The sequence below is a fragment of the Flavobacterium sp. B114r genome (assembly GCF_056824125.1).
Genome location: NZ_CP124858.1, coordinates 1,008,466 through 1,034,360, shown reverse-complemented (window position 1 = coordinate 1,034,360; position 25,895 = coordinate 1,008,466). Strand labels below are relative to the sequence as shown.

20 protein-coding genes and 2 pseudogenes are annotated in these 25,895 nt (G+C 34.1%); 13 read left to right on the top strand and 9 right to left on the bottom strand.

Annotation, left to right across the window (positions count from 1 at the left end; genetic code table 11):
- Window positions 1-8: 8 nt before the first annotated feature.
- The 7 genes and pseudogenes from QLQ94_RS04660 (at window position 9) to QLQ94_RS04630 (ending at window position 6,622) form a co-directional block, all read left to right on the top strand.
- On the top strand, window positions 9-1,205 hold the full coding sequence (locus QLQ94_RS04660) for a lycopene cyclase family protein (RefSeq protein ID WP_427401257.1): 1,197 nt from the start codon (window positions 9-11) through the stop codon (window positions 1,203-1,205).
- 3 nt (window positions 1,206-1,208) lie between these two features.
- A complete protein-coding gene (locus QLQ94_RS04655; protein ID WP_271333946.1) occupies window positions 1,209-2,006 on the top strand; it encodes a tetratricopeptide repeat protein in 798 nt (265 codons plus the stop codon).
- A 264-nt stretch (window positions 2,007-2,270) separates the two neighbouring features.
- Window positions 2,271-2,681, top strand: a complete 411-nt coding sequence (locus QLQ94_RS04650) for a BrxA/BrxB family bacilliredoxin (RefSeq protein ID WP_271333947.1) — start codon at window positions 2,271-2,273, stop codon at window positions 2,679-2,681.
- A 294-nt stretch (window positions 2,682-2,975) separates the two neighbouring features.
- Complete coding sequence (trhO, locus tag QLQ94_RS04645) at window positions 2,976-4,361, top strand: oxygen-dependent tRNA uridine(34) hydroxylase TrhO (RefSeq protein WP_427401180.1); 1,386 nt, start codon at window positions 2,976-2,978, stop codon at window positions 4,359-4,361.
- Window positions 4,362-4,383: 22 nt separating this feature from the next.
- Window positions 4,384-4,824: pseudogene (tnpA, locus tag QLQ94_RS04640) on the top strand (IS200/IS605 family transposase).
- 328 nt (window positions 4,825-5,152) lie between these two features.
- Window positions 5,153-6,392: pseudogene (locus tag QLQ94_RS04635) on the top strand (peptidase U32 family protein).
- The gene (locus QLQ94_RS04630; RefSeq protein ID WP_482499257.1) at window positions 6,392-6,622 is read left to right on the top strand and encodes a ferredoxin; all 231 of its coding nucleotides are present in this window, start codon (window positions 6,392-6,394) and stop codon (window positions 6,620-6,622) included. The pseudogene QLQ94_RS04635 and the gene QLQ94_RS04630 overlap by 1 nt, the downstream one beginning before the upstream one ends.
- Before the next feature lie 67 nt (window positions 6,623-6,689).
- Here QLQ94_RS04630 and QLQ94_RS04625 read toward each other — a convergent pair whose 3' ends face one another.
- The 5 genes from QLQ94_RS04625 to QLQ94_RS04605 all read right to left on the bottom strand — a co-directional run bounded on the left by QLQ94_RS04625 (window position 6,690) and on the right by QLQ94_RS04605 (window position 12,628).
- Entirely contained in the window at window positions 6,690-7,736 is a 1,047-nt protein-coding gene (locus QLQ94_RS04625; RefSeq protein ID WP_271333952.1) for an XAC2610-related protein, read from the bottom strand.
- A gap of 78 nt (window positions 7,737-7,814) precedes the next feature.
- Window positions 7,815-8,561 (bottom strand): hypothetical protein, encoded by a 747-nt coding sequence (locus tag QLQ94_RS04620; protein ID WP_271333953.1) that lies wholly within the window; start codon window positions 8,559-8,561, stop codon window positions 7,815-7,817.
- Between the two features lie 24 nt (window positions 8,562-8,585).
- Window positions 8,586-9,299, bottom strand: a complete 714-nt coding sequence (locus QLQ94_RS04615) for a hypothetical protein (RefSeq protein ID WP_271333954.1) — start codon at window positions 9,297-9,299, stop codon at window positions 8,586-8,588.
- Between the two features lie 770 nt (window positions 9,300-10,069).
- Window positions 10,070-11,410 carry an ankyrin repeat domain-containing protein gene (locus QLQ94_RS04610; protein ID WP_482499256.1) on the bottom strand — a complete coding sequence of 447 codons (1,341 nt, stop codon included), beginning with the start codon at window positions 11,408-11,410 and terminating at the stop codon, window positions 10,070-10,072.
- 36 nt (window positions 11,411-11,446) lie between these two features.
- On the bottom strand, window positions 11,447-12,628 hold the full coding sequence (locus QLQ94_RS04605) for an ankyrin repeat domain-containing protein (protein ID WP_271333956.1): 1,182 nt from the start codon (window positions 12,626-12,628) through the stop codon (window positions 11,447-11,449).
- Between the two features lie 683 nt (window positions 12,629-13,311).
- Between QLQ94_RS04605 and QLQ94_RS04600 the strand changes: the two genes are divergently transcribed.
- The 5 genes from QLQ94_RS04600 (at window position 13,312) to QLQ94_RS04580 (ending at window position 19,229) form a co-directional block, all read left to right on the top strand.
- Entirely contained in the window at window positions 13,312-14,676 is a 1,365-nt protein-coding gene (locus QLQ94_RS04600) for a PSP1 domain-containing protein (RefSeq protein WP_271333957.1), read from the top strand.
- Window positions 14,660-15,139: a gliding motility lipoprotein GldH gene (locus tag QLQ94_RS04595; protein ID WP_271333958.1), complete on the top strand. Its 480-nt coding sequence runs from the start codon at window positions 14,660-14,662 to the stop codon at window positions 15,137-15,139. The genes QLQ94_RS04600 and QLQ94_RS04595 overlap by 17 nt, the downstream gene beginning before the upstream one ends.
- Window positions 15,140-15,149: 10 nt before the next feature.
- A complete protein-coding gene (locus QLQ94_RS04590) occupies window positions 15,150-17,453 on the top strand; it encodes a penicillin-binding protein 1A (RefSeq protein ID WP_271333959.1) in 2,304 nt (767 codons plus the stop codon).
- A gap of 306 nt (window positions 17,454-17,759) precedes the next feature.
- Window positions 17,760-18,461, top strand: coding sequence for a CoA transferase subunit A (locus QLQ94_RS04585; protein WP_271333960.1), 702 nt, complete (start codon window positions 17,760-17,762; stop codon window positions 18,459-18,461).
- A gap of 111 nt (window positions 18,462-18,572) precedes the next feature.
- Window positions 18,573-19,229: a 3-oxoacid CoA-transferase subunit B gene (locus QLQ94_RS04580; RefSeq protein ID WP_271333961.1), complete on the top strand. Its 657-nt coding sequence runs from the start codon at window positions 18,573-18,575 to the stop codon at window positions 19,227-19,229.
- Window positions 19,230-19,441: 212 nt separating this feature from the next.
- Here QLQ94_RS04580 and QLQ94_RS04575 read toward each other — a convergent pair whose 3' ends face one another.
- Complete coding sequence (locus tag QLQ94_RS04575) at window positions 19,442-20,161, bottom strand: hypothetical protein (RefSeq protein WP_271333962.1); 720 nt, start codon at window positions 20,159-20,161, stop codon at window positions 19,442-19,444.
- 245 nt (window positions 20,162-20,406) lie between these two features.
- The gene (locus QLQ94_RS04570) at window positions 20,407-23,061 is read right to left on the bottom strand and encodes a TonB-dependent receptor (protein ID WP_271333963.1); all 2,655 of its coding nucleotides are present in this window, start codon (window positions 23,059-23,061) and stop codon (window positions 20,407-20,409) included.
- A 210-nt stretch (window positions 23,062-23,271) separates the two neighbouring features.
- On the opposite strand from QLQ94_RS04570, the gene QLQ94_RS04565 reads away from it, so the two are divergent.
- On the top strand, window positions 23,272-24,159 hold the full coding sequence (locus tag QLQ94_RS04565; protein WP_271333964.1) for an SAM hydrolase/SAM-dependent halogenase family protein: 888 nt from the start codon (window positions 23,272-23,274) through the stop codon (window positions 24,157-24,159).
- A gap of 245 nt (window positions 24,160-24,404) precedes the next feature.
- Here the strand turns inward: QLQ94_RS04565 and QLQ94_RS04560 are convergent, their stop codons facing one another.
- Both QLQ94_RS04560 and QLQ94_RS04555 read right to left on the bottom strand, forming a co-directional pair.
- The gene (locus QLQ94_RS04560) at window positions 24,405-24,932 is read right to left on the bottom strand and encodes a DUF6646 family protein (RefSeq protein ID WP_271333965.1); all 528 of its coding nucleotides are present in this window, start codon (window positions 24,930-24,932) and stop codon (window positions 24,405-24,407) included.
- Between the two features lie 47 nt (window positions 24,933-24,979).
- Complete coding sequence (locus tag QLQ94_RS04555) at window positions 24,980-25,714, bottom strand: metallophosphoesterase family protein (protein WP_271333966.1); 735 nt, start codon at window positions 25,712-25,714, stop codon at window positions 24,980-24,982.
- Between the last annotated feature and the right edge of the window lie 181 nt (window positions 25,715-25,895).

Genomic DNA, 25,895 nt, shown 5'->3' with positions numbered 1-25,895 from the left:
TTTTGAGAATGCAATCTTCACAAATCAAACACTTCGACTACATTTTTACAGGATCAGGTTTATCTGCTTTGATGACCGTTTATAAAATGGTAATGTCTGGAAAATTCAGTGATAAATTAATTTTATTGTTAGACGAAGATTCGAAGAAAACCAATGACAGAACATGGTGTTTTTGGGCAAAAGATGAAACGCTTTGGAATTCTATCATCTTTAAAAAATGGGATTTGGCTCTTTTTGCCAATGAAGATTTCAAACGTGATTTAGCGTTGAAACCTTATCAATACAATCAAATACGAGGATTAGATTTCTATAATTTTGTTTTTACAGCGATTTCAAAACATCAAAACATTACTTTTTTAAACGAAAAAGTAACCGATATCAATGAACTCGAAACCCATGTTTTTGTGGGTACAGATGAAAACAGATATACCTGCGATTATTTATTCAATAGTATTTACACCAAAGCTTTTGCTTTAAGTCAAACCAAATATCCGGTTTTGCAACAACATTTTATAGGTTGGTTTGTAAAAACCGAAGAGGAAATTTTCAATTCGGAACAAGCGACTTTCATGGATTTTTCGGTTGAACAAAGGGGGAACACACGTTTTATGTATGTTTTGCCTATTTCTAAAACCGAAGCTTTAATAGAATATACACTCTTTTCTGAAGATCTTCTGCCAAAAGAAGAATACGAAAACGAGATTCAAATTTACTTGCGAAATCTCGGAGCTGATCAATATCAAATTATTGAGAAGGAGCAAGGGAGTATTCCAATGACGTGTTTTCCTTTTTGGAAAAAGAATACAAAACGAGTCCTGAATATAGGAACTGCCGGCGGATGGACAAAAGCAAGTACGGGTTATACTTTTAAAAATTCAGATAAAAAATCTTCAAAATTAGTTGATTTTCTAATAGATAGAAGTCCTTCGATTCCGCTCACGATGACAATGTTTTACAAGAAAAACAAATTTTGGTTTTATGATTTATTGCTTTTAGATATTCTGTATCGTCATAATGAGTTAGGAAGTGCTATTTTTTCATCCATGTTCAAAAAAGGAAACCCAGCTTTAATTTTTAAATTTCTGGATGAAGAAACCTCTTTGCCTCAAGATGTTAAAGTTATTTTAAAGTGTCCTAAAATGCCATTTATAAAGGCGTTATTTAGAGTGATTTTTCTTTCAAATAATTTTAACAAAAAGCAATAACCTTTGAAAAATATTACTTTAGGATTTAGTCTCTTTTTTACTCTTTTATCTTTTGGACAAGTTTCTACAAACAAAAACCACGATGCAATTGTTGAAGAATTTCTAACCAATTGTGCAGAGAAACATAACTATGTTTTTGAAATGACCGCGTGGCAGGATTGTCTTGATCAGGGTCTTAAAAAAGACAGTACCGTTGCTTATTTATGGCAGCAAAAAGCAATGCCTTATTTTAAATGCAAAAAATACGAAGTTGGAATGCAATATCTGGATAAGGCTGTTTTGTACGACAAACAAGAATGGTTGCCTTACAGAGGTTTTATGAAATGTATTTTCTCAAGAAACTATAAAGATGCTATCAAAGATTTAGAAGAATGTATTAAACTCTATGGAAACGGTTATAGGATGGATCATACTTATGGTTTTTATATGGGACTTTGTTATTTGCAATTGAATGAGTACACAAAAGCAGAAAAACTTTTTGATGATTATGTAAATGATATTTATAAAAACAGACAAAAATTAGAACATCCAACTGCTTATTTTTATCAGGGAATTGCTAAATATGAACTTAAAAAATGGGATGAAGCAATAGCTATTTTTGATAAAGCAATAAAAATTTATCCCGAATTCTCAGATGCTAAATATTACAAAGCCTTTTGCTTGCTTAAACAGGGGAAATCTAAAGAAGAAGTAATTGCTTTGGTAGGAATAGCGCGGGAAGACGCTGCAAAGGGATTTTCTATCAATGAAGACAATACAATCTACGAAACCTATCCCTACCAAAATAAATTTACGAAATAACATCAATTATAAATTAAAACTAGGTTATACTTTTTTTGTTTCAGGCAGATTTAGCAGAATATTTAAGGTGTTTTCTATCTAAAATATTTGTAGAAATTTAAAATAACCTGCATTTATCAGCCAAAATCCGCCAAATCTGCGGGCCATTTCTCATACCATAAAATATCAATTCAACTATAACAAAACTTTATACCTGAAATTAACTAGTTGCGAGTAAACTTTGTAACTTTGCAGATCAAAAGTAAAATTTAAAAATAAAGAGATATGTATCCAGAAGAAATGGTAAAACCAATGCAAGCTGAATTGACAACTGCAGGTTTTCAAGATTTACATAGTGCTGACGCTGTAGATAATGCTATCAAAGCTGAAGGTACCACTTTAGTTGTTGTAAATTCTGTTTGTGGTTGTGCTGCAAGAAATGCACGTCCGGGAGCAAAAATGAGTTTAGAAGGAGCTAAAAAACCAGATCACTTAATCACGGTTTTCGCAGGTGTTGACAAAGAAGCTGTTGATGCTGCAAGACAACATATGTTCCCTTTTCCTCCATCATCGCCATCTATGGCTTTGTTCAAAAACGGAGAGTTGGTTCACATGTTAGAGCGTCACCACATCGAAGGTCGCCCAGCAGAATTAATCGCTGAGAACTTGCAAGATGCGTTTAACGAGTATTGTTAATTAAGTTGCTGAGGTTCTAAGTTATATTAAAGACTGTCTATTTAGGCAGTCTTTTTTATTTGAAGCTAATCCAGCTGTCCGTTATATCTTTTGTGCCGAACACCGGCCCAAAAGGATGCCACTCCCATCTGGGTTAAAAATCAGAAATACTAAGAATTTTAGTTTTTCAACTTAGAACCTTAAGCAACTTAGCGTCTCAGGACCTTTGTGCCTAGGAACCTTTGCAACTTCGAACCTTTTTCCGTACTTTTGCACCTCAAAAAATAATTTCTAAACTTAAAAACTGTTTATAGCATGCAACTGTACAACACTTTAAGCGCAGAAGAAAGAGCCATCATGATCGATGATGCCGGTAAACAACGACTAACGTTGTCTTTCTATGCGTATGCCAAAATTCAAGATCCCAAAAAATTTCGCGATGATTTATTTGTAGCCTGGAATAAGCTTGATGCTTTAGGCCGAATTTATGTTGCCAACGAAGGAATAAATGCTCAGATGAGTATTCCGGAAGAAAATTTGGAGGCTTTTAGAACTACTCTTGAAGTTTATGATTTCATGAAAGGTATACGATTGAATGAAGCGGTAGAACACGATGATCATTCGTTTTTAAAATTGACTATTAAAGTTCGTGATAAAATCGTCGCTGACGGTTTGAACGACGAAACTTTTGATGTAACCGATATAGGCGTTCACTTGAAAGCCAAAGAATTTAATGAAATCCTTGATGATCCCAATACGATTGTAGTAGATTTTAGAAATCACTACGAAAGTGAAGTAGGACATTTTAAAGGCGCTATTACTCCAGACGTTGAAACGTTTAGAGAGAGTTTGCCTATAATCAACGATCAGCTTCAGAACCATAAAGATGATAAAAATCTGGTGATGTATTGCACCGGTGGAATTCGTTGCGAAAAAGCGAGTGCTTATTTTAAACACCAGGGCTTTAAAAATGTTTTTCAATTAGAAGGCGGAATCATTAATTACGCCAAACAAATTGAGGCAGAAGGTTTAGAAAGCAAATTTATTGGGAAAAACTTTGTATTTGATAATCGTCTTGGCGAAAGAATTACTGAAGATATTATCTCTCAATGCCACCAATGTGGAAAACCTTGTGACAATCACACCAATTGCGAAAATGACGGCTGTCATTTGTTATTTATTCAATGTGACGAATGTAAAGCTGCAATGGAAAACTGCTGTTCTACAGAATGTCTTGATGTTATACACATGCCTTTGGTTGACCAAGTTCGTTTAAGAACCGGAAAACAGGTTGGAAACAAAGTTTTTAGAAAAGGAAAATCTGAAAATCTAAAATTCAAACATTCAGGGGAATTATCAGATAATTCATTGGCTACAGTCGACCCGAGCTTAAGCGAACAGGCGAAGCAAAAGCCTGCCGATATTCGCCAAAAAATAAAAGTCAAAAAAGTACTTCTTGGTAAAGCGGAACATTATTATGTAAAAGCACAAGTTGGTCTTTTTACTTTAGAAAACCACGAATTAAATTCTGGTGATAAAATCTTAATTTCCGGGCCTACTACAGGTAATCAGGAATTGGTTTTAGATAAAATGATTGTCAACGATGCAGATGCCACTACTGCTAAAATTGGAGATCGAGTTACTTTTGAAGTTCCATTTCGTATTCGTTTGTCAGATAAGTTGTATAAAATTGTAAATTAGCTGAAATTTTAAGCTAATTTACATGTCGAATTCGTTTACCAAATTATGGATTCATGCAATTTGGGCAACCAAAAACCGTCAGGAATTAATTGATTATTCAATTGAGGAAAAATTGTATGATTATATCCGAGAGGAATTAATTGAACAAGGATGTCCCGTTAGAATCATTAATGGAATGCCGGATCATGTGCATGTTTTATTTTTACAAAATCCACAAAAAACTATCTCAGACCTTTTAAAGCAAATAAAAGGAAGTTCTTCGCATTTTATAAATAGTGGGGATTTTATCCTTGAAAAATTTGCCTGGCAAACGGGATTTGCGGCTTATTTAGTCAGCGAATCTCAGTGAGAGGTTGTGTATAATTATATAAAAAATCAAAAACAACATCATCTTAAGATCAATGGACAAGATGAATTTGATGAATTTGTAAAATTGCATAAACTGGGAAATAATACAAAATGATTGACGTTGCGTCCCCAAGGTTAAAACCTCGGGGTATGTGACAAAACGTTAAGAAATGTATTTAAAACATAGCGAACGGTTTCAACCGTTTGGATGGGGTAAGGGATGCTCTACTTTGCGTCCTCAAGGTTAAAACCTCGGGCTATGTCTAAAAATATTTAGAAAATGTATCTCGAAACATAGTGAACGGTTTCAACCGTTTGGAGGCGATATAAAATGCTCAATGATGCGTACCGATGTTTCAACCGTTTGGACACCATAAAATAGGGACTATATAATTGAAAAAAATAACCAATAGTTTTAACTATTGGAAACAATACAAATAAAAATGACAACAAATAACAAAATTGAATTGATGGCTCCCGCAGGGAGCTTTGATTCACTTCAGGCAGCGCTCGATAATGGCGCTGATTCTATTTATTTTGGAGTAGAACAACTTAATATGCGCGCGTTCGACAGTAAATTTTACTATGGATGATTTGCAGGAAATCGCCAATCGTTGTGAAGCCAAAAAAGTTAGAAGTTATCTGACTTTAAATACGATCATTTACGATCACGACTTATCTGTTGTAAGGACATTGTTGAATAAAGCCAAAGAAGCGAATATTACAGCTGTAATTGCCTCTGACCAAGCTGTGATTGCAATGGCAAGAACAATTGGAATGGAAGTTCATATTTCGACCCAATTGAATGTAACGAACATTGAGACCATAAAATTCTACAGTTTATTTGCTGATACTATGGTTTTAAGCCGTGAACTGAGTTTGCGTCAGGTAAAAAGTATTACTGATCAAATAGAGAAAGAAGAGATAAAAGGTCCAAACGGCAATTTAGTCGAAATCGAAATTTTTGGTCACGGTGCCTTGTGTATGGCGGTTTCAGGTAAATGTTATTTGAGTTTACATTCACATAATTCATCTGCAAATCGTGGAGCGTGCAAGCAAAACTGCCGAAAAAAATATACCGTTATCGATCAGGAAACTGGTTTTGAGATTGAAGTTGATAATGAATACCTGATGTCGCCTAAAGATTTATGTACGCTTGATTTTTTAGATCAGGTAATCGATTCTGGAATTCAGGTGCTGAAAATCGAAGGCCGTGGCCGTGCGCCGGAATATGTAGCAACGGTTATCAAAACGTATCGTGAAGCTATAGATTCGTATTACGAAAAAACGTTCTCTAAAGAAAAGGTTTTTGTTTGGATGGAAGCTTTGAATACAGTTTATAATCGTGGTTTTTGGTCAGGGTATTATCTGGGTCAGGAATTAGGAGAATGGAGTGATATTCCAGGTTCTGCGGCGACGCAAAAGAAAGTCTATGTAGGCAAGGGAACGCATTATTTCCCAAAAGCTGAAGTTGGACAATTCAAAATTGAAGCTTACGATATTAAGATTGGAGATAGAATTTTAGTTACCGGTCCAAGTACAGGAGCGCAGGAAATGATTATTGATGAAATGATGGTAAATGATTTGGTTTCTGAAAAGGCTACAAAAGGTGACGATTGTACTTTTAAATTGCCTTTCAGAATAAGAATGTCTGATAAATTATATAAAATAGTGGAGGCGTAATGGTTATCATCACTTTACAAAGAGACAAATGCATTGGCTGTAATTATTGCGTCGAAATGGATCCGGTTCATTTTCAAATGTCTAAAAAAGACGGCAAATCGGTTTTGATTCATTCGAAAGATGCGAAAGGCTTTTTTACTTTAAAATCTCCCAATCAGACAATTGTCGAAAGTTGTGAATTGGCTGCGAAGGCTTGTCCGGTGAAGATTATTACGGTTAAGGAGACTTAGATTATTTTCCTGATTATAAATAAAAAGAGCCACAATTTGTGGCTCTTTTATCTTTTTAGATTGACTATTATTTAACAAGATTTACAAATTTAGCATTTGTCAAAGAAGACAAAGTTCCTTCTTTATCCATACCTTGCCAATCTGATATTTTTCCGTTTACATTAATTTTAATACCAACTGCGTTAGGTGTTTCATAGATGAGGTATTTTATGTTGCCGCTATTAAACTCCAATTCGTAATCTGCATTTTGTTTCCTGAATTTAAATATTGCTTTACCGGCTTTTTCCGGACTGGACGGATGTGCAAAAGAAACAAATTTATATTCGTCGTTTTGCTGAAAAGCATAATACAATATGTTATCAGCTTTAAATAAGATCACACGTCCTTTGCCGTTTTTTGTGTCGAAAGCAAGTAGTTTTCTTTCATTTAAACTGGATTCATAGAGCGACAAAGAAGTAAAAGGAACATATTGGTTGTTTTCCCATCTCTTTCCTGTTATTTGAGAAAAAGGACCTTCTACAAAACCATCTTCTACATAACTGGACAACATTTTTGCTTCTTTACCGGTAACGGTGAAATGTTCGATGCCATGAAGAGCAGCTCCGCCAGAACTCGATGTTATGATTCGTTTGTATTTAGGATTAATCTCAAATGAACCGCCTCGCACACAATGAGTATTATCATAAATACTGCTTATATTTGGACTAGGGACAAAACCTGCTGGCGTATTAATAAAGATACTTGCTGTTGCCTGTGGTGAATAGCATCCTTCATCAAAAAGTTCTGGATAAAAAATGATAATATCGGGTCTTCCGTCAAAATTCACATCTCCCAGTACACTGATATTTTTATTAGATATGCTTTTGAATGTTGTTGTCTTCGCTGTTTTGTTGATTTGTGGCGTAGAAAGTTCTTTTGTACCATATTCAAGTGCTATTTTTTTACTTTCATTTTCAGTAAGTTTATAATATTCTTTTATTTCTGAGTTGGTTGTATCCCGCACAAAGTACAAAGTATAGCCTTTCATGAAATCATTAATAAAATAGGCTTTCTGTGCGTGTAAAGTAGATACTGCTGTTAAGAGAAAAATTATTAAATAAATTTTTAGTTTCATATTTGATTTTGAAAATGCTTTAAAGATTAGAGTCTATTTTTGATACAACTTAAATGATATTCATTAATAAGTATTGTTTTACTCTTCTGAAACTTCAAGCTTATCAAAATCTTCTATTTCAGATAATTTAAGTAGTTTTATTTTATTGATTTTTGTTTCCTTCTTTTCAAACATCTCAGGTTCATCGATATTCGGGTTTGCGTTTTCGTTTACTATTTTTTTTCTGGTTAAGAAATTTATACTTGTTTCAGTAAGAACTGTAGGTCCGTGATTGCTACTTGCATCGTAGCCAATAAGTTCAAGATCTGAATTTTGAAGTCTAAACATATATCTCCAATAGCCGTATCTTCCGTGGGCATAATGTACAAAAAGTTTTCCTTTGGTTATTTCAACGCCTAGTTCCGGTGCAAAATAAACACCGCCTTCTTCATTTTCAGAAGAAAAACAGTCATAGTTTTTAACAGCCAGTTCGTAACCTTTATTTTTGTTTAACAGAACGATAATGCCCCTGCGATTACGATCTAATTCACCGCGGTATTCGTCTTTAACGATCTCACTTTTGTTAGTGCCTTTTATAATTAGAACACAGTCTTCGATTTTATCTTTATTTAAATCACCATAAATGGTATCAAAGATTACATAGCCTTTTGGAACAAAATCTGCAGGATTTTTTCCTATTTCAATTTCTGAAATCTCATTTTCAGGAACTTCTTCCACCACATTAAGGGCTTCCTGAATTTGTGCTGGTCCTTTTTTTGTTTTACTGCAATTAACGTTTCCTAATAATATTAAAATTGCTGTTGTAAATATTAAGTATTTATTCATAAATGTCTAATGGTTATGTTTCTGTTAGTCTTTCTCTGCTTTTACTTTATTTTTAGACTTTAATTTCCATTTCCCGTTTTTTCCAATGTATTCGTAATCAATCATATGTTTTCCTGTTCGGTGCTGAAAATGTTTTTTTATGGGTATAATAGTAAGATCGGTTTTTAAAAGATAACTGCTTTCTTCAGATCTTCCATAAGCGCTTCCATAAAGTTCGGTATTTATAGTGCTGGTTTCTTTGTCAAATTCAGGTCTGTTCCAGATATCAGTATCGTCAGCTGTATTATAGAGCCTTACGAGTTTTTGTTGTGTTTGATCATTAATAAATATAATGGTCCATTCATTAGTATTTACATTAGAAAATACCCAACACAGTAGATCTTCGTCTCCATCATTGTCAAAGTCGATAATTTTAAAATTTGAAATAAGCAAATCATTATCAAAGTTCCAGGGAAAAGGTTGATAACTCATATTTTCCTGAAATTGAAATTCATTGTTTTTTAATTGATAAAGTGACGCAATTGAGTCATTTTGTAAACGGAAAGAATATTTTAAGGGAATTTCACCTTTTAATTCAAATTCGCATTCAGGTTTTTCTTTAGTAAAATCAATATCATCTATGCTTGATGAATCGGCAGGAAAGTTGACTTTAAAAGTAAGAACTTTTATAGAATCATTTTGTGCTTGTGAGTAAGAAAAGGCTAATACAATTAATAAAAGTGAGAAAAAATGTTTCATTATGAGGATAATGTTTAATGTTTTTTAAGTGGAATTTATATTTTATAAAAATAGTTCATTTATGAAAACCCTCTATTTATAAAAGTACCATCACCTCGTTATCAGCTCAAAATAGTAAGAGAAGGCCTGTGCAAACGTGCAATTCGCAACTAGCCCGACCTAATCCAACTGAATGTTAGGCAGCGTATATTTTGTGTTCAGTACTATTTGAATTTTTGATAGTTTTTGTTCCAATATTCTTCGATGAAATTCCATTTGTCTGCATTACAATGTAAGACTGAATATGGAAGTTTTTTTATCAATTTTAAATTATTTTCATCATTTTTAAGCACCTTATAAACTTGAATACTTTGGGATTTTGCTTCTTCATCACAACCTTTCCCATAGATATTGCCTAATTCAACCTTTTCAAAATTTTTGAATGTAAATAGTTTGCTTGTTCAATTGATATCGGCGCAACCTGCCCGGCAATAGCTATACCAATAATTAGGATTGGATTTTAGTTGAACAGGCTCACGGATACGTTCAAAGCCTATAGATTTCACAAAAGTATTATTTAATGAATCATACAGATAAAGTTCATGGTCACCCCTCTGTTCTCCACGAGAAAACAAGATGTCGAAATAACCATCATTATTAAAATCTATAAATTCTTGATTAGAAAGTCCGCCTTTGTCAATGTAGGTTGTAAAATTTTTTAAAGATATGCTTAAAAAAAAGCTATAAGTTTTTAGACCTGACAGATTTTAAAAACCTGCCAGGTCTGAATTTTATCCTTTTAGGATTTTACTTTTCTCTGTCTCAAATTCTTCAGTATTTAAAATACCGGCATCTAAAAGTTCCTTAAGATCCAATAAAGCTTTTTTCTTTTCTTCCATAGAACTTACTGTACTATTGTTTTCTTCTGTTGCAACTGTTTTAATTGGAGTAACAACTGTTCGGGATGGCGCAACTTTCAAAATCATTTCGGTAATTTCATTAAATCCTTTTACATTTGAGTAATCAATAGCTTTTTGTTCTTTCACGTTTACGATTGTGGCATCGGCGTTGTTTTCAAGTAAATACTTCACTACATCTTTTTTGCCGCTTGCCGCACTGTAATGCAAAGGTGTATTTCCGGATTCGTCTTGTATGTTGATGTTTGCGCCTGCGTCGATCAGCAGTTTGGCCATACTCAGATTGCCTTTTTTTGTGGCAATATGCAACAGGCTTTCGCCACCATAACTGTAACTGCTGTTGAGTGTAAAACTAGAATCGACCGCAATATTCGTTGCGCTGATCACCCAATCCAGGTAATCATTCATCGATGAGGTATCTTCGGCAACTGGTTTGCTAAAGTTTACATCAACCCCATTGTCTAAAAATAAGCCCACGATTTCTTTTTGATTGTTGCTGCAGGCGTACCAAACAGGTGAATGACCACTACTGTTTGAAGTAAATACATTAGCACCTCTTTCAACTAATAATTTGGCAAGCATTCTGTTGGTTTCGTAACACGCACTGAGCAGTGCATTTTCACCTGCGTGATTCATGTGGTTAATGTCGGCGCCATTGTCCAGCAGCAAAGTTACCATTGGTAAAGATTTTGTGTAACAAGCGAAAATCAAAGGAGTATTTCCTTGTTTGTCAGTGGCATTAATATTAGCGTCCTTATCTAAAAGTAATTGTATTATTTCGCGATTTTGTTTTCTGGAAGCAATTAACAGAGGTGTTTCGCCATTGTTGTTCAAAAGATCCACATCTATTCCGGCGTCTAATAATTTTGAAGCTATTTCAACTTGTGCAGTCTGAACTGTTAAATGCAAAAGACTGTTACCGCTTTTGTCGTTTATTTCAATTTTTGCACCATTTTCCAGGAGATAAAGTGTAGTTTGTTTTTGTTTTTGCAAACAGGAGAAGAATAAAGGCGTTTCTCCCTCGTGATCTTCATAATTGATATCGGCACCATCTTCGCATAATAGTTTCACGATATCCAGATATCCTCTGTGGGCGGCATAATGCAAAGCTGTTCTTCCTTTTTCATCGGTATATTTTACATCAACTTCTTTATTTTGAAGCAGTAATTCGGCTATTTTTCTGTTGCCGTTTTCGCAGGCAAGTATAAATGACATGGACATATATTGTTGTTTTTTTATATAATTTTGTTCTTAGGATTTCATTAAAAGTTCGACAGTTTTTATTTTAAGGTTGTCTTCCGAAGCAATCATAAGGGCAGTTTCGTCTTTATCATTCGTAATGTTTTTATCAGCACCGTTTTCCAATAATAATTTTACTTTTCTATACGTTTCTTTTGCAGTTTCGGCATCATAATTTACGTTGTATTCACAAATTTTATGCAATAATGTGTTACCCTCATTGTCCTGTTCGTTGAGGTCAATGGATGAAGTATCCAATACAGATTTTAGAATAGTGGCGTTTTTTTCTGCAATATAATCCAATGCTGATTTTGGTTTTCCGTAGTATTGAGCACAATAATTAAGATCAGCACCATCTGATAATAATCGTTCTAAAAATTTCAAACTACTTTCTGAATCTGACATCGATCGGATATATTCTGTTAATAACGTTCGTTCGTTTTTGTTGATGATATTGAAATTTACAGTACAAGCAGCAGCCAAAAGATCATACATTTCATAAGAAGATTGCTCGGCTACAGCATAATAAAAAGCATTGTTCTCGAGGTTGTCTGTTTCATTTGCATCTGCGCCATTATCAAGCAATAATGCAATGTATTCTTTTTTGACCTTTTTTACCGCACAAAGTAAGGCTGTTGTACCAACGATATTTTTTTCATTAATATCGAGACCGTTTTCCACTAATAAACGAATGTATGCTGCTCCTTTTTCTGGATCTAAACCGTAAATGTTTATAACACGGTAAATCAAATTTTCTCCCGCATTGTTTTTAAACTGAGTATTACAGCCAGAATCTTCAATTAGACTTTTAATAAGGGGTGCTGCAGCTCCTTTCTCGATGCAATATCCTAATAAAGTCTGGTCGCTGACTTCATCATTAATATTTTCCATTTTTGACATCAGAGCTTTAAAAAATGAAACAGATTCTTCGTCACCTTTTAAATCCCGGGAAACAGTACTAAAAATAGATTTGTCAAAATTGTCCAGTTCATAAATATCTGTTTCGATAAAACCCGCTTTTATCAAAGCATCTATTAGATCAATAGCTTTTGCGTTAAGAATTTTAGTGATTATTTGCGAAAAATTGTTTTTAAGATATTGCTCGTTAAACGATTCTCCGTTTTTAAGCGCTGCTCTGGCAGCATCGAAATTCTCCTGAAAGATGTATTCTCCTATTTTGTTTTGTGTTGACATGTTTAAAAAAATTATGAAAATGAATATAAAACTTAAAATTATTATTTATGTGAATTTTTGGAATAAAAAAAGAGTTGTAAAAATTAAAACGTAAAATATAAAGCCGTAGTGCTTAATTATTGTTGTTGTGAAACAATTTTCCTGTTACGAGTTATCGTTGTCGCTACGAAATCAAAAGGCTTCGCAGAGAGGGCTAGAAGACAAATTAAAATTGATTACTTAAAAAATGATTTGCCAAATCACAAACTTATTTGCTGTTTAGTGGATTGTCAGCAACTTCCTGTATTATTACAATATATTGATTTTATTTAATGCCTTTAGTGCCATTTATTACTCTGTTTAACATCTAGATTGTATATTGTATTGAAAAGTTGACGAAGAGAATGAACGAGAAGTTTTTCATAATCTTTATTAAAATATTTTTCCATCTGTTCAATTGTTTTTTTGCAACCCGCAAAGTTCTAATAATATGCTCTTGAAGTTTAATGTGATACGACAAATTAGTAATAGAATAAGACATTTTAAACAACGTCTTAAAAATATTATGCCTTATAAATGAGTAGTTTACCTATTTAACAGAGCTTTAGAATAATCGATAAAAAAGCAAACTAAAAAAAATACTATCTTTACGGATTCAAACGTTTATGAACTTAAGCTGCTTTTGCAGCACTACATATAAAATTATGGCATGTACAAGTTGTTCAACCTCAGATGGTGGCGCACCAAAAGGTTGTAAAAATAATGGGACTTGCGGCACCGATAGCTGCAATAAATTGACGGTCTTTGACTGGCTCGCAAACATGAGTCCGTCTAATGGAGAAGCAATTTTTGATTGTGTTGAGGTTCGTTTTAAAAACGGACGTAAAGAATTTTTTAGAAATTCTGAGAAACTAACTTTAAGTATTGGCGATATTGTAGCAACTGTTGCATCGCCAGGACATGATATAGGGATTGTAACTTTGACAGGTGAATTGGTAAAAATTCAAATGAAAAAGAAAGGTGTAAATCACGAAAGCAACGAAATTCCAAAAATTTATAGAAAAGCATCCCAAAAAGATATTGATATCTGGTCTGTAGCGCGTGATCGTGAAGAACCAATGAAAGTTCGTGCACGTGAATTGGCTATTCAGCATAAACTTGAAATGAAAATTTCTGATATTGAATTTCAGGGAGACGGATCTAAAGCTACATTTTACTACACTGCGAATGACAGAGTCGATTTTAGACTTTTGATTAAAGATTTTGCAAAAGAATTCAGTACAAGAGTCGAAATGAAACAAGTAGGTTTCCGTCAGGAAGCAGCTCGTTTGGGAGGAATAGGTTCTTGTGGAAGAGAGCTTTGCTGCTCGACCTGGCTAACTGATTTTAGAAGTGTGAATACTTCTGCAGCACGTTACCAACAGCTTTCGCTAAATCCTCAAAAATTAGCCGGACAATGCGGAAAATTAAAGTGTTGTCTGAATTATGAGTTGGATACTTATATGGATGCATTGAGAGATTTTCCGGATTACGATACTAAATTAGTGACCGAAAAAGGAGATGCAATCTGCCAGAAACAAGATATTTTTAAAGGGTTAATGTGGTTTGCCTACACGAATAATTTTGCAAACTGGCATGTTTTAAAAATTGATCAGGTAAAAGAAATTATTGCCGAAAACAAACAGAAAAATAAAGTTTCATCACTAGAAGATTTTGCTATTGAAGTAGTTTCAGAACCTGAAAAAGACTTTAATAACGCAATGGGACAAGAGAGTTTAACTCGTTTTGACCAGCCAAAAAGAAAGAAAAAACCAAGTCGCAAACGCAAACCAAATGCTGAAGCTGCGATTGTGGCAACTCCAAACAAACCTCAGGCAGTTCCAAATCTAAACAAGCCGGCAGTTCCAAATCAAAATAAACCTGCGGCAGGAAATGGAAATTCAAATAAAGGGAACAAACCGAATAATAACAAGCCAAATCAAGCGAATAAAGCTAATAATTCGAATGATAACAAACCGGCTGAACCTAGAAAACCTATAATTATTACTAAAAATGAGAATAAAAAATAGCGGGATTCTTCTTTTGGTAGCAATACTTCTTTTTTCTTGTGATAAAAAAAGAGTGTTTGATGAGTACAAATCTGTTGGAAGTGCCTGGAACAAAGACAGTATTGTAACTTTTGACCTGCCGGTTTTAGATTCCACCAAAAAATACAATTTATTTATAAATTTGAGAGATAATAACAATTATCCGTTCAAAAATTTGTTTTTAATTGTGGCTATTGAAACACCTAGTGGTTTCACTAAAGTAGATACTTTAGAATATGAAATGGCAAAACCTGACGGAACCTTATTAGGAAATGGTTTTACGGATATAAAAGAAAGTAAGCTGTACTACAAAGAAGATGTAAAGTTTAAAGGAAAATATAAAGTACATATCAAACAAGCTGTTCGGGAATCAGGAAAAATTCCCGGAGTTCAGGCTTTAGAAGGTATTACAGACGTAGGTTTTAGAATAGAACAAAAAGATTAGAAAAATAGTTATGGCCATCAAGAAAAACAATCAACCTAATAGTAATAAGGATATTAACTACTATAAAAAGAAATTCTGGAGAATTTTTGCTTATACCTTATTGGGTATTTTAGCTTTCTTTTTATTTGCCTCGTGGGGTTTATTCGGATCGATGCCTTCTTTTGAAGATTTAGAAAATCCGGATTCTAATTTGGCTACAGAAATCATTTCGTCTGATGGAGTAGTAATTGGTAAATATTTCAAAACCAACAGATCTCAACTTAAGTATTCAGATTTGCCAAAAAGTTTGGTAGAAGCTTTAGTTGCTACTGAAGATGCTCGTTTTTATGATCACTCGGGTATTGACGGACGTGGAACTTTAAGAGCAGTTTTCAGTTTAGGAACTAATGGTGGAGCAAGTACATTAACGCAACAGCTTGCAAAACAATTATTTCACGGAGAAGGATCTAAGTTTCTTCCGTTCAGGATTGTACAAAAAATAAAAGAATGGATTATTGCCATTCGTCTCGAACGACAATATACCAAGAATGAGATTCTGGCGATGTATTGTAATGTATATGATTTTGGAAATTATTCCGTTGGAGTAAGTTCTGCTGCGCAAACCTATTTCTCTAAAGATCCAAAAGATTTAACGATGGATGAATCAGCTATGTTAGTTGGTATGTTCAAAAATTCAGGTTTATACAATCCGGTTCGTAATCCTGAAGGAGTAAAAAATCGCCGTAACGTTGTGCTTTCTCAAATGGAAAAAGCCAAAATGATTACAGAGTCTGAGAAATTAAGATTACAAGCTTTGCCGATTGCCTTAAAATTTAAATTAGAAAGTCACCGCGAAGGAACAGCTACGTATTTTAGAGAATATCTTCGTGATTATATGAAAAAATGGGTGTCTGAAAATAAAAAACCTGATGGTTCAGATTATGATATCTACAAAGATGGTCTGAAAATTTATACTACTATCGATTCAAGAATGCAGTCATATGCTGAAGAAGCTGTTTCTGAACATATGAAAAATTTACAACAACAGTTTTTTATTGAACAGAAAACCAATAAAAATGCGCCTTTTGTAAATATTTCTCAGGCAGAAACGGATCGACTAATGATGCAGGCGATGAAAAATTCTACGCGTTGGGCCATTATGAAAGATATGGATAAAAGTGAAGATGATATCATTGCTTCTTTCAAGGTAAAAACAAAAATGCGCGTATTTACCTGGAAAGGTGAACGTGATACAGTAATGACACCGCTTGATTCTATTCGTTATTTTAAACACTTTTTGCAATCTGGTTTAATGGCTATGGAACCGCAAACCGGAAATATTAAGGCATGGGTTGGCGGAATCAATTATAAATATTTCCAATACGATCACGTTGGGCAAGGGGCGAGACAAGTAGGTTCTACTTTTAAACCGTTTGTGTATGCAACTGCAATCGAACAATTGAATATGTCTCCTTGCGATTCTATTCTTGACGGACCATTTATGATTCATAAAGGGCGTCATAATGTTACTGCGGATTGGGAGCCAAGAAACTCTGATAACAGATACCGCGGTATGGTTACATTGAAACAAGGTCTGGCAAATTCGATCAATACCATTTCTGCAAAATTAATAGATCGCGTAGGACCGGAAGCTGTTGTCGAATTAACGCATAAATTAGGTGTGAAAACTGAAATTCCTGCACAGCCATCCATTGCACTTGGTGCTGTTGATATTACGGTTGAAGACATGGTTGCTGCTTACAGCACATTTGCAAATCAGGGAGTATATGTAAAACCGCAATTTTTAAGCCGTATTGAGAATAAAAGCGGAGAGGTTATTTATGAACCAATTCCTGAATCTCACGACGTTTTAAATAAAGATATTGCTTTTGCAGTAATCAAATTATTAGAAGGTGTTACTGAAACCGGTTCTGGTGCACGTTTACGTACGCAAGGAGGTGGAAGCGGAGACAAGCGTTGGACAGGATATCCGTATATGTTCAGGAATCCTATTGCCGGTAAAACAGGAACAACTCAAAACCAGTCTGATGGTTGGTTTATGGGTATGGTGCCTAATCTGGTAACTGGAGTTTGGGTAGGTTGTGAAGATCGTTCAGCACGTTTTAAAAGTTTAACTTACGGACAGGGTGCAACTGCAGCATTGCCAATTTGGGGTTATTTCATGAAACTTTGTTATGCTGATGCCGGACTTAAGGTTTCGAAATCAGAGTTTGAACGACCAGCAAATCTTTCGATAAAAGTAGATTGTTACAGTGCTCCAAAAGTAAAAGATACCACTGCAACAGAACAAAATACAGACGAATTCGAACTGTAGTTTAAATTCACTTTAAAATAAAAAATCCTTTTGTAATCTTCAGTAATTTAGAAGAAAACAAAAGGATTTTTTTTGGAATAAGATCTTACCGCAAAGAGCGCTAAGATTTATACAAAGTTCGCAAAGCTATTTAATAAATTACGCTTTGCGGACTTTGCATTTTTTATTGTGAACTCTGCGGTTAATTGCAGTTGGCTGTTAAATTACAATGAAATAAAATGTAGATTTATTTTTTACGAAATCGTTATAATTTGATCTAAAAATCTTATTTTTATCAAAAATATACAGTTATAAAGACAGTTTGTTATGATTACAAAAAAAGTAAATAACGTTCAGGATGCTACAGAAGGAATCGAAGGCGGAATGACTATTATGTTTGGTGGTTTTGGTTTGTGCGGAATTCCTGAAAATACTATTGCGGCATTAGTAAATACAACAATTTCAGATTTAACCTGTATTTCGAATAATGCCGGAGTTGATGATTTTGGTTTGGGATTGCTTTTGCAGAAAAAACAAATCAAAAAAATGATTTCGTCTTATGTTGGTGAAAATGCCGAGTTCGAACGTCAGATGCTTTCAGGAGAATTAGAAGTTGAACTTACTCCACAAGGAACTTTGGCTGAACGTTGTCGTGCTGCACAAGCTGGAATTCCTGCTTTTTTTACTCCTGCAGGTTATGGAACTGAAGTTGCTGAGGGAAAAGAAGTCCGTGAATTCAACGGAAAGATGCATATCATGGAAGAAGCATTTAAAGCTGATTTTGCGATTGTAAAAGCATGGAAAGGTGATGAAGCCGGAAATCTGATTTTTAAAGGAACTGCAAGAAACTTCAATGCTTGTATGGCCGGAGCTGCAAAAATTACAATTGCCGAAGTTGAAGAATTGGTTCCTGTTGGAACTTTAGATCCAAATCAAATTCATATTCCGGGAATTATGGTGCAACGCATTTTTCAGGGTGAGAAGTTTGAGAAAAGAATCGAACAACGAACTGTTAGGGTTAAAAATTAGATAATTAGAAAATGTGATAATTAGATAATTGATTAGATTGTGCGAAATGTAGCATTATCTAATTGACTCATTTGCACATTGACACATTTAAAAATTGACACATTCAAAAATATGTTAACAAAAGAAGATATTGCAAAACGAATTGCAAAAGAAGTAAAAGACAGGTATTTTGTCAATCTTGGTATTGGGATTCCAACTTTGGTTGCGAATTATGTCAGAGAAGATATTGCGGTTGAGTTTCAAAGTGAGAACGGCGTTTTGGGTATGGGACCATTTCCTTTTGCGGGAGAAGAAGACGCGGATGTTATCAATGCAGGAAAACAAACAATTACCACGCTTCCGGGTGCGAGTTTCTTTGATTCGGCTTTTAGTTTCGGGATGATTCGCAGTCAAAAAGTAGACTTGACGATTTTAGGAGCGATGGAAGTTTCAGAAAACGGAGATATTGCCAACTGGAAAATTCCCGGCAAAATGGTAAAAGGAATGGGAGGCGCAATGGATTTGGTAGCATCTGCCGAAAATATAATCGTGGCCATGATGCATGTTAATAAAGCAGGCGAATCTAAAATTTTGAAAAAATGTACTTTGCCATTAACGGGTGTAGGATGCGTTAAAAAGGTTGTAACTGAATTAGCAGTTCTCGAAGTAACAAAAAATGGATTTAAGCTCTTAGAACGTGCGCCAGGTGTTTCTGTACAACATATCGTCGCTTCGACAGAAGCAGATTTGATTATTGAGGGAGAAATTCCGGAAATGGATATAAAATAAATTCTCAGTTTATTTTAAAAATGTATTAAGGCCAGCTTTTTAAAAGGCTGGCTTTTATTTATAGATTATTTTAAAAATTTAGTCAGTGACAGATATGCTGCTTTATAGATTATAACCAACATGGTGATTTTGCAGATTCATGCGAAGCAGTTTCTACAGCAACTCTGGTAACTAAAATAGCCTAGCAGTTTTAATTGCGGGCTTTTCTATAATTATTTTTTAAAGTCAAAATTATCAATAGAAACTTCTTTTTTTCTATAAATTTTACCCTTTGGAGTTAGTAGTTGCTTTTTCCATTGGTCGTTTTCAAAATAAATTTTTATAGTATCTGAATAAGTAGCTATTCCTATAGTGTCATTATTGTCATCTTTATAATCAAAAGAAACACTTCTGGAATAAAATGTTTGTTTCTCATTTTTTGGATTCGCATTTAGAAATACAGTCCAGGAACCTACTCCGCTATCACTTGAAGATTCCCATTCATGCACTAATTGTAATTTTTTATCGGCGAGATAAAATAAATATTGTTTTTGTAAAGAACCATCAGTCTGAACACCATAATCAAGTTGAATGAAAGGAGAAACTGAAGAATCATCATCTGGAGATAAACCATAATTTGCACTCCATTCAGAATCCTTAAAACAATCATTAATAGTAAGATCTTTAGAAGCAATTTGTTTATTATTAGTATAAAAAGCAAGTCTGTATTGAACATTTTCGTTGCCCTCTTTCGTTACTGTCTTTTTTAATAATGAAGCTATTATATAATTGGTTTTTGTGTCATAACCTGAAATGGCAATTGTGTCTGTTTTTAAGACTTTTACCTGAGGAAGCTCAGTTTCTATTTTACTGCCATTGTTTATGTTTGGGTCAATTTCTTTTTTACAACTTGCGACAATCAACAAAAGAAAAAAGAGGGGTAATTTTTTCATTTTTAAATTTTTTTACAAATGTAATTTGGGAAAAGCGAATTGACAAATGCTTTAAGATGTTTTTATAAGATTTACTTTACGCTAAAAGTAATATGTTTCATTAAAAAGTAGTAGGTCAAAAAAATCAAATTTAATAATTCAATCTAAATATAAAAGCAAAAACCGCCGATATAGGCGGTTCTATTGTAAATAAGACATTGTTTCTTTCCGATTTTATGGCTCATATATAAGCTTTGAAATTAGATTTACAAAGTAAAACTCATGCGGGTAAAGTAATATGCTCCCGTTGTACCCATTTGTACCGGCGCATATTTAAACACTCCATAGTAACTGTTCTCGTAAATTTGTCTGTCCGGGAAAATATCAAATAAATTGTTTGCTCCCAATGCAACCTGAATTTTTGGAGTTATTTTGTAAGCTACAGTCATATCTGTAACCACTTTTCCGTTGTGTTTCTGGATTCCTCCAAAAGGAAAACCATCACGAATTACTTCTCCAAAATAAGTATTTCTCACTAAGAAATTCCATTTTGTCAAACTGTAATTGATTGCAAAAGTACCTTTGTGTTTAGGTGTATTTGTTTCTATCAGACTTCTTTCCTGAGGTCCGTAATACACATCTTCCTGACCAACAAATAAAAGCGGAATATTATTTAATTTATCATCTACTTGATTAGCATTGTAGTTGTACAATAACGAAAGATTCATTTTGCCGGGACCAACATTCATATCATAATCAATAACCACATCAACTCCGTTTGTAGTAGTGTTAATGGCATTAGTAAAGAAACGTCCGGTTTGAGCACCGTATTGTGCAAACAAATCACGTAGTGCAGGAACAGGTTCTCCAGCAGCATCATTTCCTAAATTTCCTGTAAGAATGATTCTGTTATCAATTCTGATGTGGTAATAATCAGCAGTAATGTGTAGTTTTTTGGTTGGAGAAAAAACGATTCCAAAACTGTAATTTCTGGATGTTTCCTCTTTCAGTTTCGGGATTCCAAGTTCTTTCGCTACCTGACTGTCATTTCTAAAAATTCCCGAATTCAGAATTTGCCCGTCAACCGCATCTGTTGCAATATTATTAAAATATTGTTGATGTAATGATGGCGCTCTAAAACCTGTACTAATTGCTCCACGAACAAAAAGGTTGTCAAGTATTTTATATCTGGCAGATAATTTTCCGTTAATGGTATTTCCAAAATCAGTAAAATCCTCGTAACGTCCGGCAATTCCAATCAATAATTTATCCGTAACATCAGCTTCAACATCGGCATAAACCCCAACGCTGTTTCTGTTTTCGTTTACAGCATTCAAAGGAGAAAAACCAGGAAATGATTGCGATCCTCCATCGATATAAGAGTTTTCTTCGCCAGGAACAATTTTGTATTTTTCAAAACGATATTCACCTCCAAATGCAACACTCAAACCGCTGAAAATATCTTTATATAATCTTGAAACATCAGCATTAACGGTGTTTTGCAAGAAAGAGTGATTTCCGGCCTTAAAATTTGTCTGGCCATTATCTCCTAACGAAACGTTATTGGTATTCGATACATCATAAATAAATTTGTTCTCTCCAATAGTGTTGCTTACATCCAGTTTCCATTCTCCAAATTTAAATTTGAAACCAACAGAAGAAGAAAGATCCGTTACAACAGAGTTTAATTCAGGTTGAAATCCGAAAGGGAAAATAGAAGCAACAACATTCTCAGTCTCACTTGGTAAACGTCTGAAACCATAACCAGTTCCTTCTCTGTGACTTACTCCGCCCGAAGCATAAAACTCAATTTGATCGTTTAACGGAATAGATGCATTAAAAAATCCCTGAATATTCTGGATTTTTGCATCTCCAATCTGAAAATTAAAATCATCACGTTTCAAACCATTTTGAGCTAATAAATTATTATCAATCTGGCGTGATTGTGCCGGATTTTCAGCAAAATCGTAAGCAAAGAAGTTACCTTCAGCCGATTGATCAAAGATGATTAGGTTGTTGTTTTGAGAACGATTTGTTTTTTGGCGATCGTTGAATTCAGCTGTTAAATTGATAAAACCGCCTTTGTTGCCAATTTTTGCTCCATAGTTTAGGTTCACATTTGTAGTTTGACCATCGTTTCTAGATGTCGAACCATAAGTAGCATTTACTTCTAAACCTGCATTGTCTTTTAAAACCAAATTGATCACACCTGCAATTGCATCAGAACCATATTGTGCTGCTGCACCATCACGTAAAACCTCAATTCGTTTAATTGCCGAAGCTGGAATAGCGCTTAAATCTGTTCCAACAGAACCGTTTCCAACTGTGTTTTGGTAATTTACCAATGATGTGGTATGTCTTCTTTTTCCGTTAATCAAAACCAGAACCTGATCAGGACCTAAACCTCTTAAAGAAGCCGGATCGATATGTTCTGTTCCGTCAGCAGATGATTGTCTGTTTGAATTAAACGATGGGATCAAATAAGTAAGGATGTCATTTGTTGTAGTTTGTGGAGTTGTATTACGGATTTTTGCCAAATTTACAACGTCAACAGGAACTGCAGTTTCTAATTTGCTTTTCTTTGGATTTCTACTTCCTACAACTACAATTTCATCAAGACTGTTGCTTTCTGCAATAAGCTGAATGTCCAGAAAGTGATCTTTTGCAACCACTTCTTTCTTTTGATAACCAAATAATGAAACAATAAGTGTTGGGTTATTTACAGATGAGTTGATTGTAAATTTTCCTAAAGCATCACTCGTCGTAGTATTTTGAGTTCCTTTGATTAGAATAGTAGCAAATTCTATCGGGTTTCCATTTTCATTTGTGATCGTTCCTTTTATCTCGTGGTTTTGTGCAAAAAACAAAGTACTTGATAAAGTAAGAATTGCAGTTATGACAATTTTTAGTTTTTTTCTCATTGATGGTTTTGGTTTTGAGTATGATGTAATAATTATTCGAATAGAAGAAGCTGAAAGCTAATGCCTACTATTTATATAGAGTATTGAATAAAATGCAAATGTAATTGTAAATAATCGAAATCGTTTAACGAATTACTGTTTTTTATAAAAAGAAGACTTTAAAATTGGGCTTAATAAAATATCTTTGCTGAAAATTTAAAAAGAGAAAAAATGAAAGTACGTTTATTACTTTTTTTGTGCGCTCTGACATTTAATGGTTTCGCACAAAATAATGTATTGGTTTTTCAATCAGATTTTGGTTTGAAAGATGGGGCAGTATCTGCTATGAAAGGGGTTGCAATGGGGGTTTCTACCGATATTAAAATATTTGATGTAACGCACGAAATCCCGGCATTTAATATTTGGGAAGCGGCTTATCGTTTGTCTCAAACGGCACAATATTATCCTGCAGGAACTGTATTTGTATCTGTTTGTGATCCCGGAGTTGGTACAGCAAGACATTCAGTAGTTTTACTGACTAAATCAGGTCATTACTTTGTTACTCCGGACAACGGAACTTTAACTTTAGTTGCGGAACAATTAGGAATTCAGGAAATTCGTGAAATCGACGAAGTAAAAAACCGTCGTCAGAACTCAAATGAATCTTATACATTTCACGGTCGTGATGTTTATGCTTTTACCGGAGCTCGTTTAGCGTCTAAAACTATTACTTTTGAAGAAGTTGGGCCTAAATTGCCAAATGAAGTAGTAAAAATCGAGTACCAAAAACCGGTTTTCGAAAAAGGAATTATCAAAGGCGGAATCCCGATTTTAGATATTCAATACGGAAATGTTTGGACTAACATCGATAAAAAAACATTTGCTAATTTAAATTTAAAAGCAGGTGATATGGTGAAAATTCAAATCTTCAACGGAACTAAAAAAGCATATGAAGGGAAATTAAAATTGGTACATACTTTTGGAGAAGTTCCTGTTGGGACTGATGTTTGTTACTTCAATAGTCTTTTAAACTTTTCATTGGCAGTAAACCAAGGAAGTTTCTCTGCAAAACATAAAATCTATAGTGGAGCTGACTGGAGTATTTTGGTTAGTAAATAAATAGCAATTACAGCTTAAAACGATAAAACCGCCCGATCAGGCGGTTTTTGTTTTTAAATAAATACCACAGAGTGTACAAAGTATTTTTATCAATTAGGTTTAATAAAAACACAGAGAACACAAAGCTTTGAAAACATTATATTATGTGGGCATTGCGATAATTAAGGCCTAAAAAAAACCGCCCAATTAGGCGGTTTCATATTTTATAAACTTTGCGACTTAGTGTCTTTGTAGCAAAAGGCTTTTTACAAATTAAAAGAAGCTCCTAAACTAAAAGTTGTCTGATTGTTCAAATGATCAAATACACCATTGTTATTGCCATATTTTGCAATTGGGAAACCAATTTCTGTGAAAACACCAAATCCTTCAGTAAAGAAATAACGGCCACCAACATGACCACCAAAATTGTGTAATCCTAAGCTTAAACCTGGATAAACATCTAATTCCTTAATACCAATAACACTGCTTAAATTAGCATTAATTCTGGCTTTAGCATCAAAACGATCACTAAAATCAGGTTTGTAATCATTATAAGGAGTTGGATTACCGTGGTAAAAACCATTAAAATTATCTACGCCTAATAAGTAGTTAGCAACAAAACCAAAAGAGAAGTTTTCGCCTAAGCCAAAATCAACAGAACCCTGAATTCCTGAACCACCATCTTGTATGTTAGCACCAACGTTAACCTTAACATCTCCTTTTCCTTTAAAAGCTTGTTGAGCTTGTGTGAATCCAAATGATACTAAAAACAAAAGTGTAATTACCTTTTTCATAAACTTAAATATTTAATTTTTAAAGTGCAAAAATAACCTTTTATGAACTAATTCCTACCTTTTTCGGCAGAATACAATTCATTCAAAGGATCGCTTTGCCAGAATTCCTTGGTATCGACGTTCATAATCGTCAGAGGACCTTTAAAAGCAGCTCCCGTATCTACATTCCAAATGCAGGCTTTTTGTACCGGAACAGTTTTTCCAATTCGGGTCACCGGAGTATGCCCGATAAAAACTTCTTTGTACACCGTAAAACGTTTTGGGTAAAACAAGTCGTCTGTTTTTAAATTAGGATCTAATGAAAGTGCCATCTCCCAAAGAGTTCTGTCCCAGTAAAATAATTTTGAGAAAAACTCATACTGCACACCATTTAGATTTGTAAAACCGGCATGAACAAACAGTCGGTTTTCATTGTCCAGATGATAATCTTCTAAAGATTCTAAAAAAGCTATATGAACCTGCTTTTTCTCTTCGCTTACCTTTTTATAGGCCAAAACCGTTGCTTCTCCACCGTGTTTAAACCACAAAGTCTCGTCAATCTCTTCGGTATTATTTTTAAACCAGGACAATAATAAGTCATCATGATTTCCTCTGATGCAAATGCAGTTTTGCTTGCTTTTAAGGTCTATCAAATAATCAATTACTTGTGGCGATTGGCTCCATCCATCAACATAATCGCCTAAAAATATAAGAGTATCATCAATTGTAACTTTGGCTTTTTTCATCACTTGTTCAAGTGCGAGTAGTCCGCCGTGTATGTCGCCTATAACAAATGTTCGCATTTTTTATTATTTCGTGTAGAAATACAAAAATAAAGAAAATGATTTGTTTGTGAACATTAAGTTGTGAATCTTTAATCAGGAAAAAAGGTAGTAAATTTTATTTGAAAGAATTTTCGCTTAAAATTTTATTAAAATGCAAGTTAAAAAAAATTATATTTGCCAAAAATTACGCCTTAAAAAA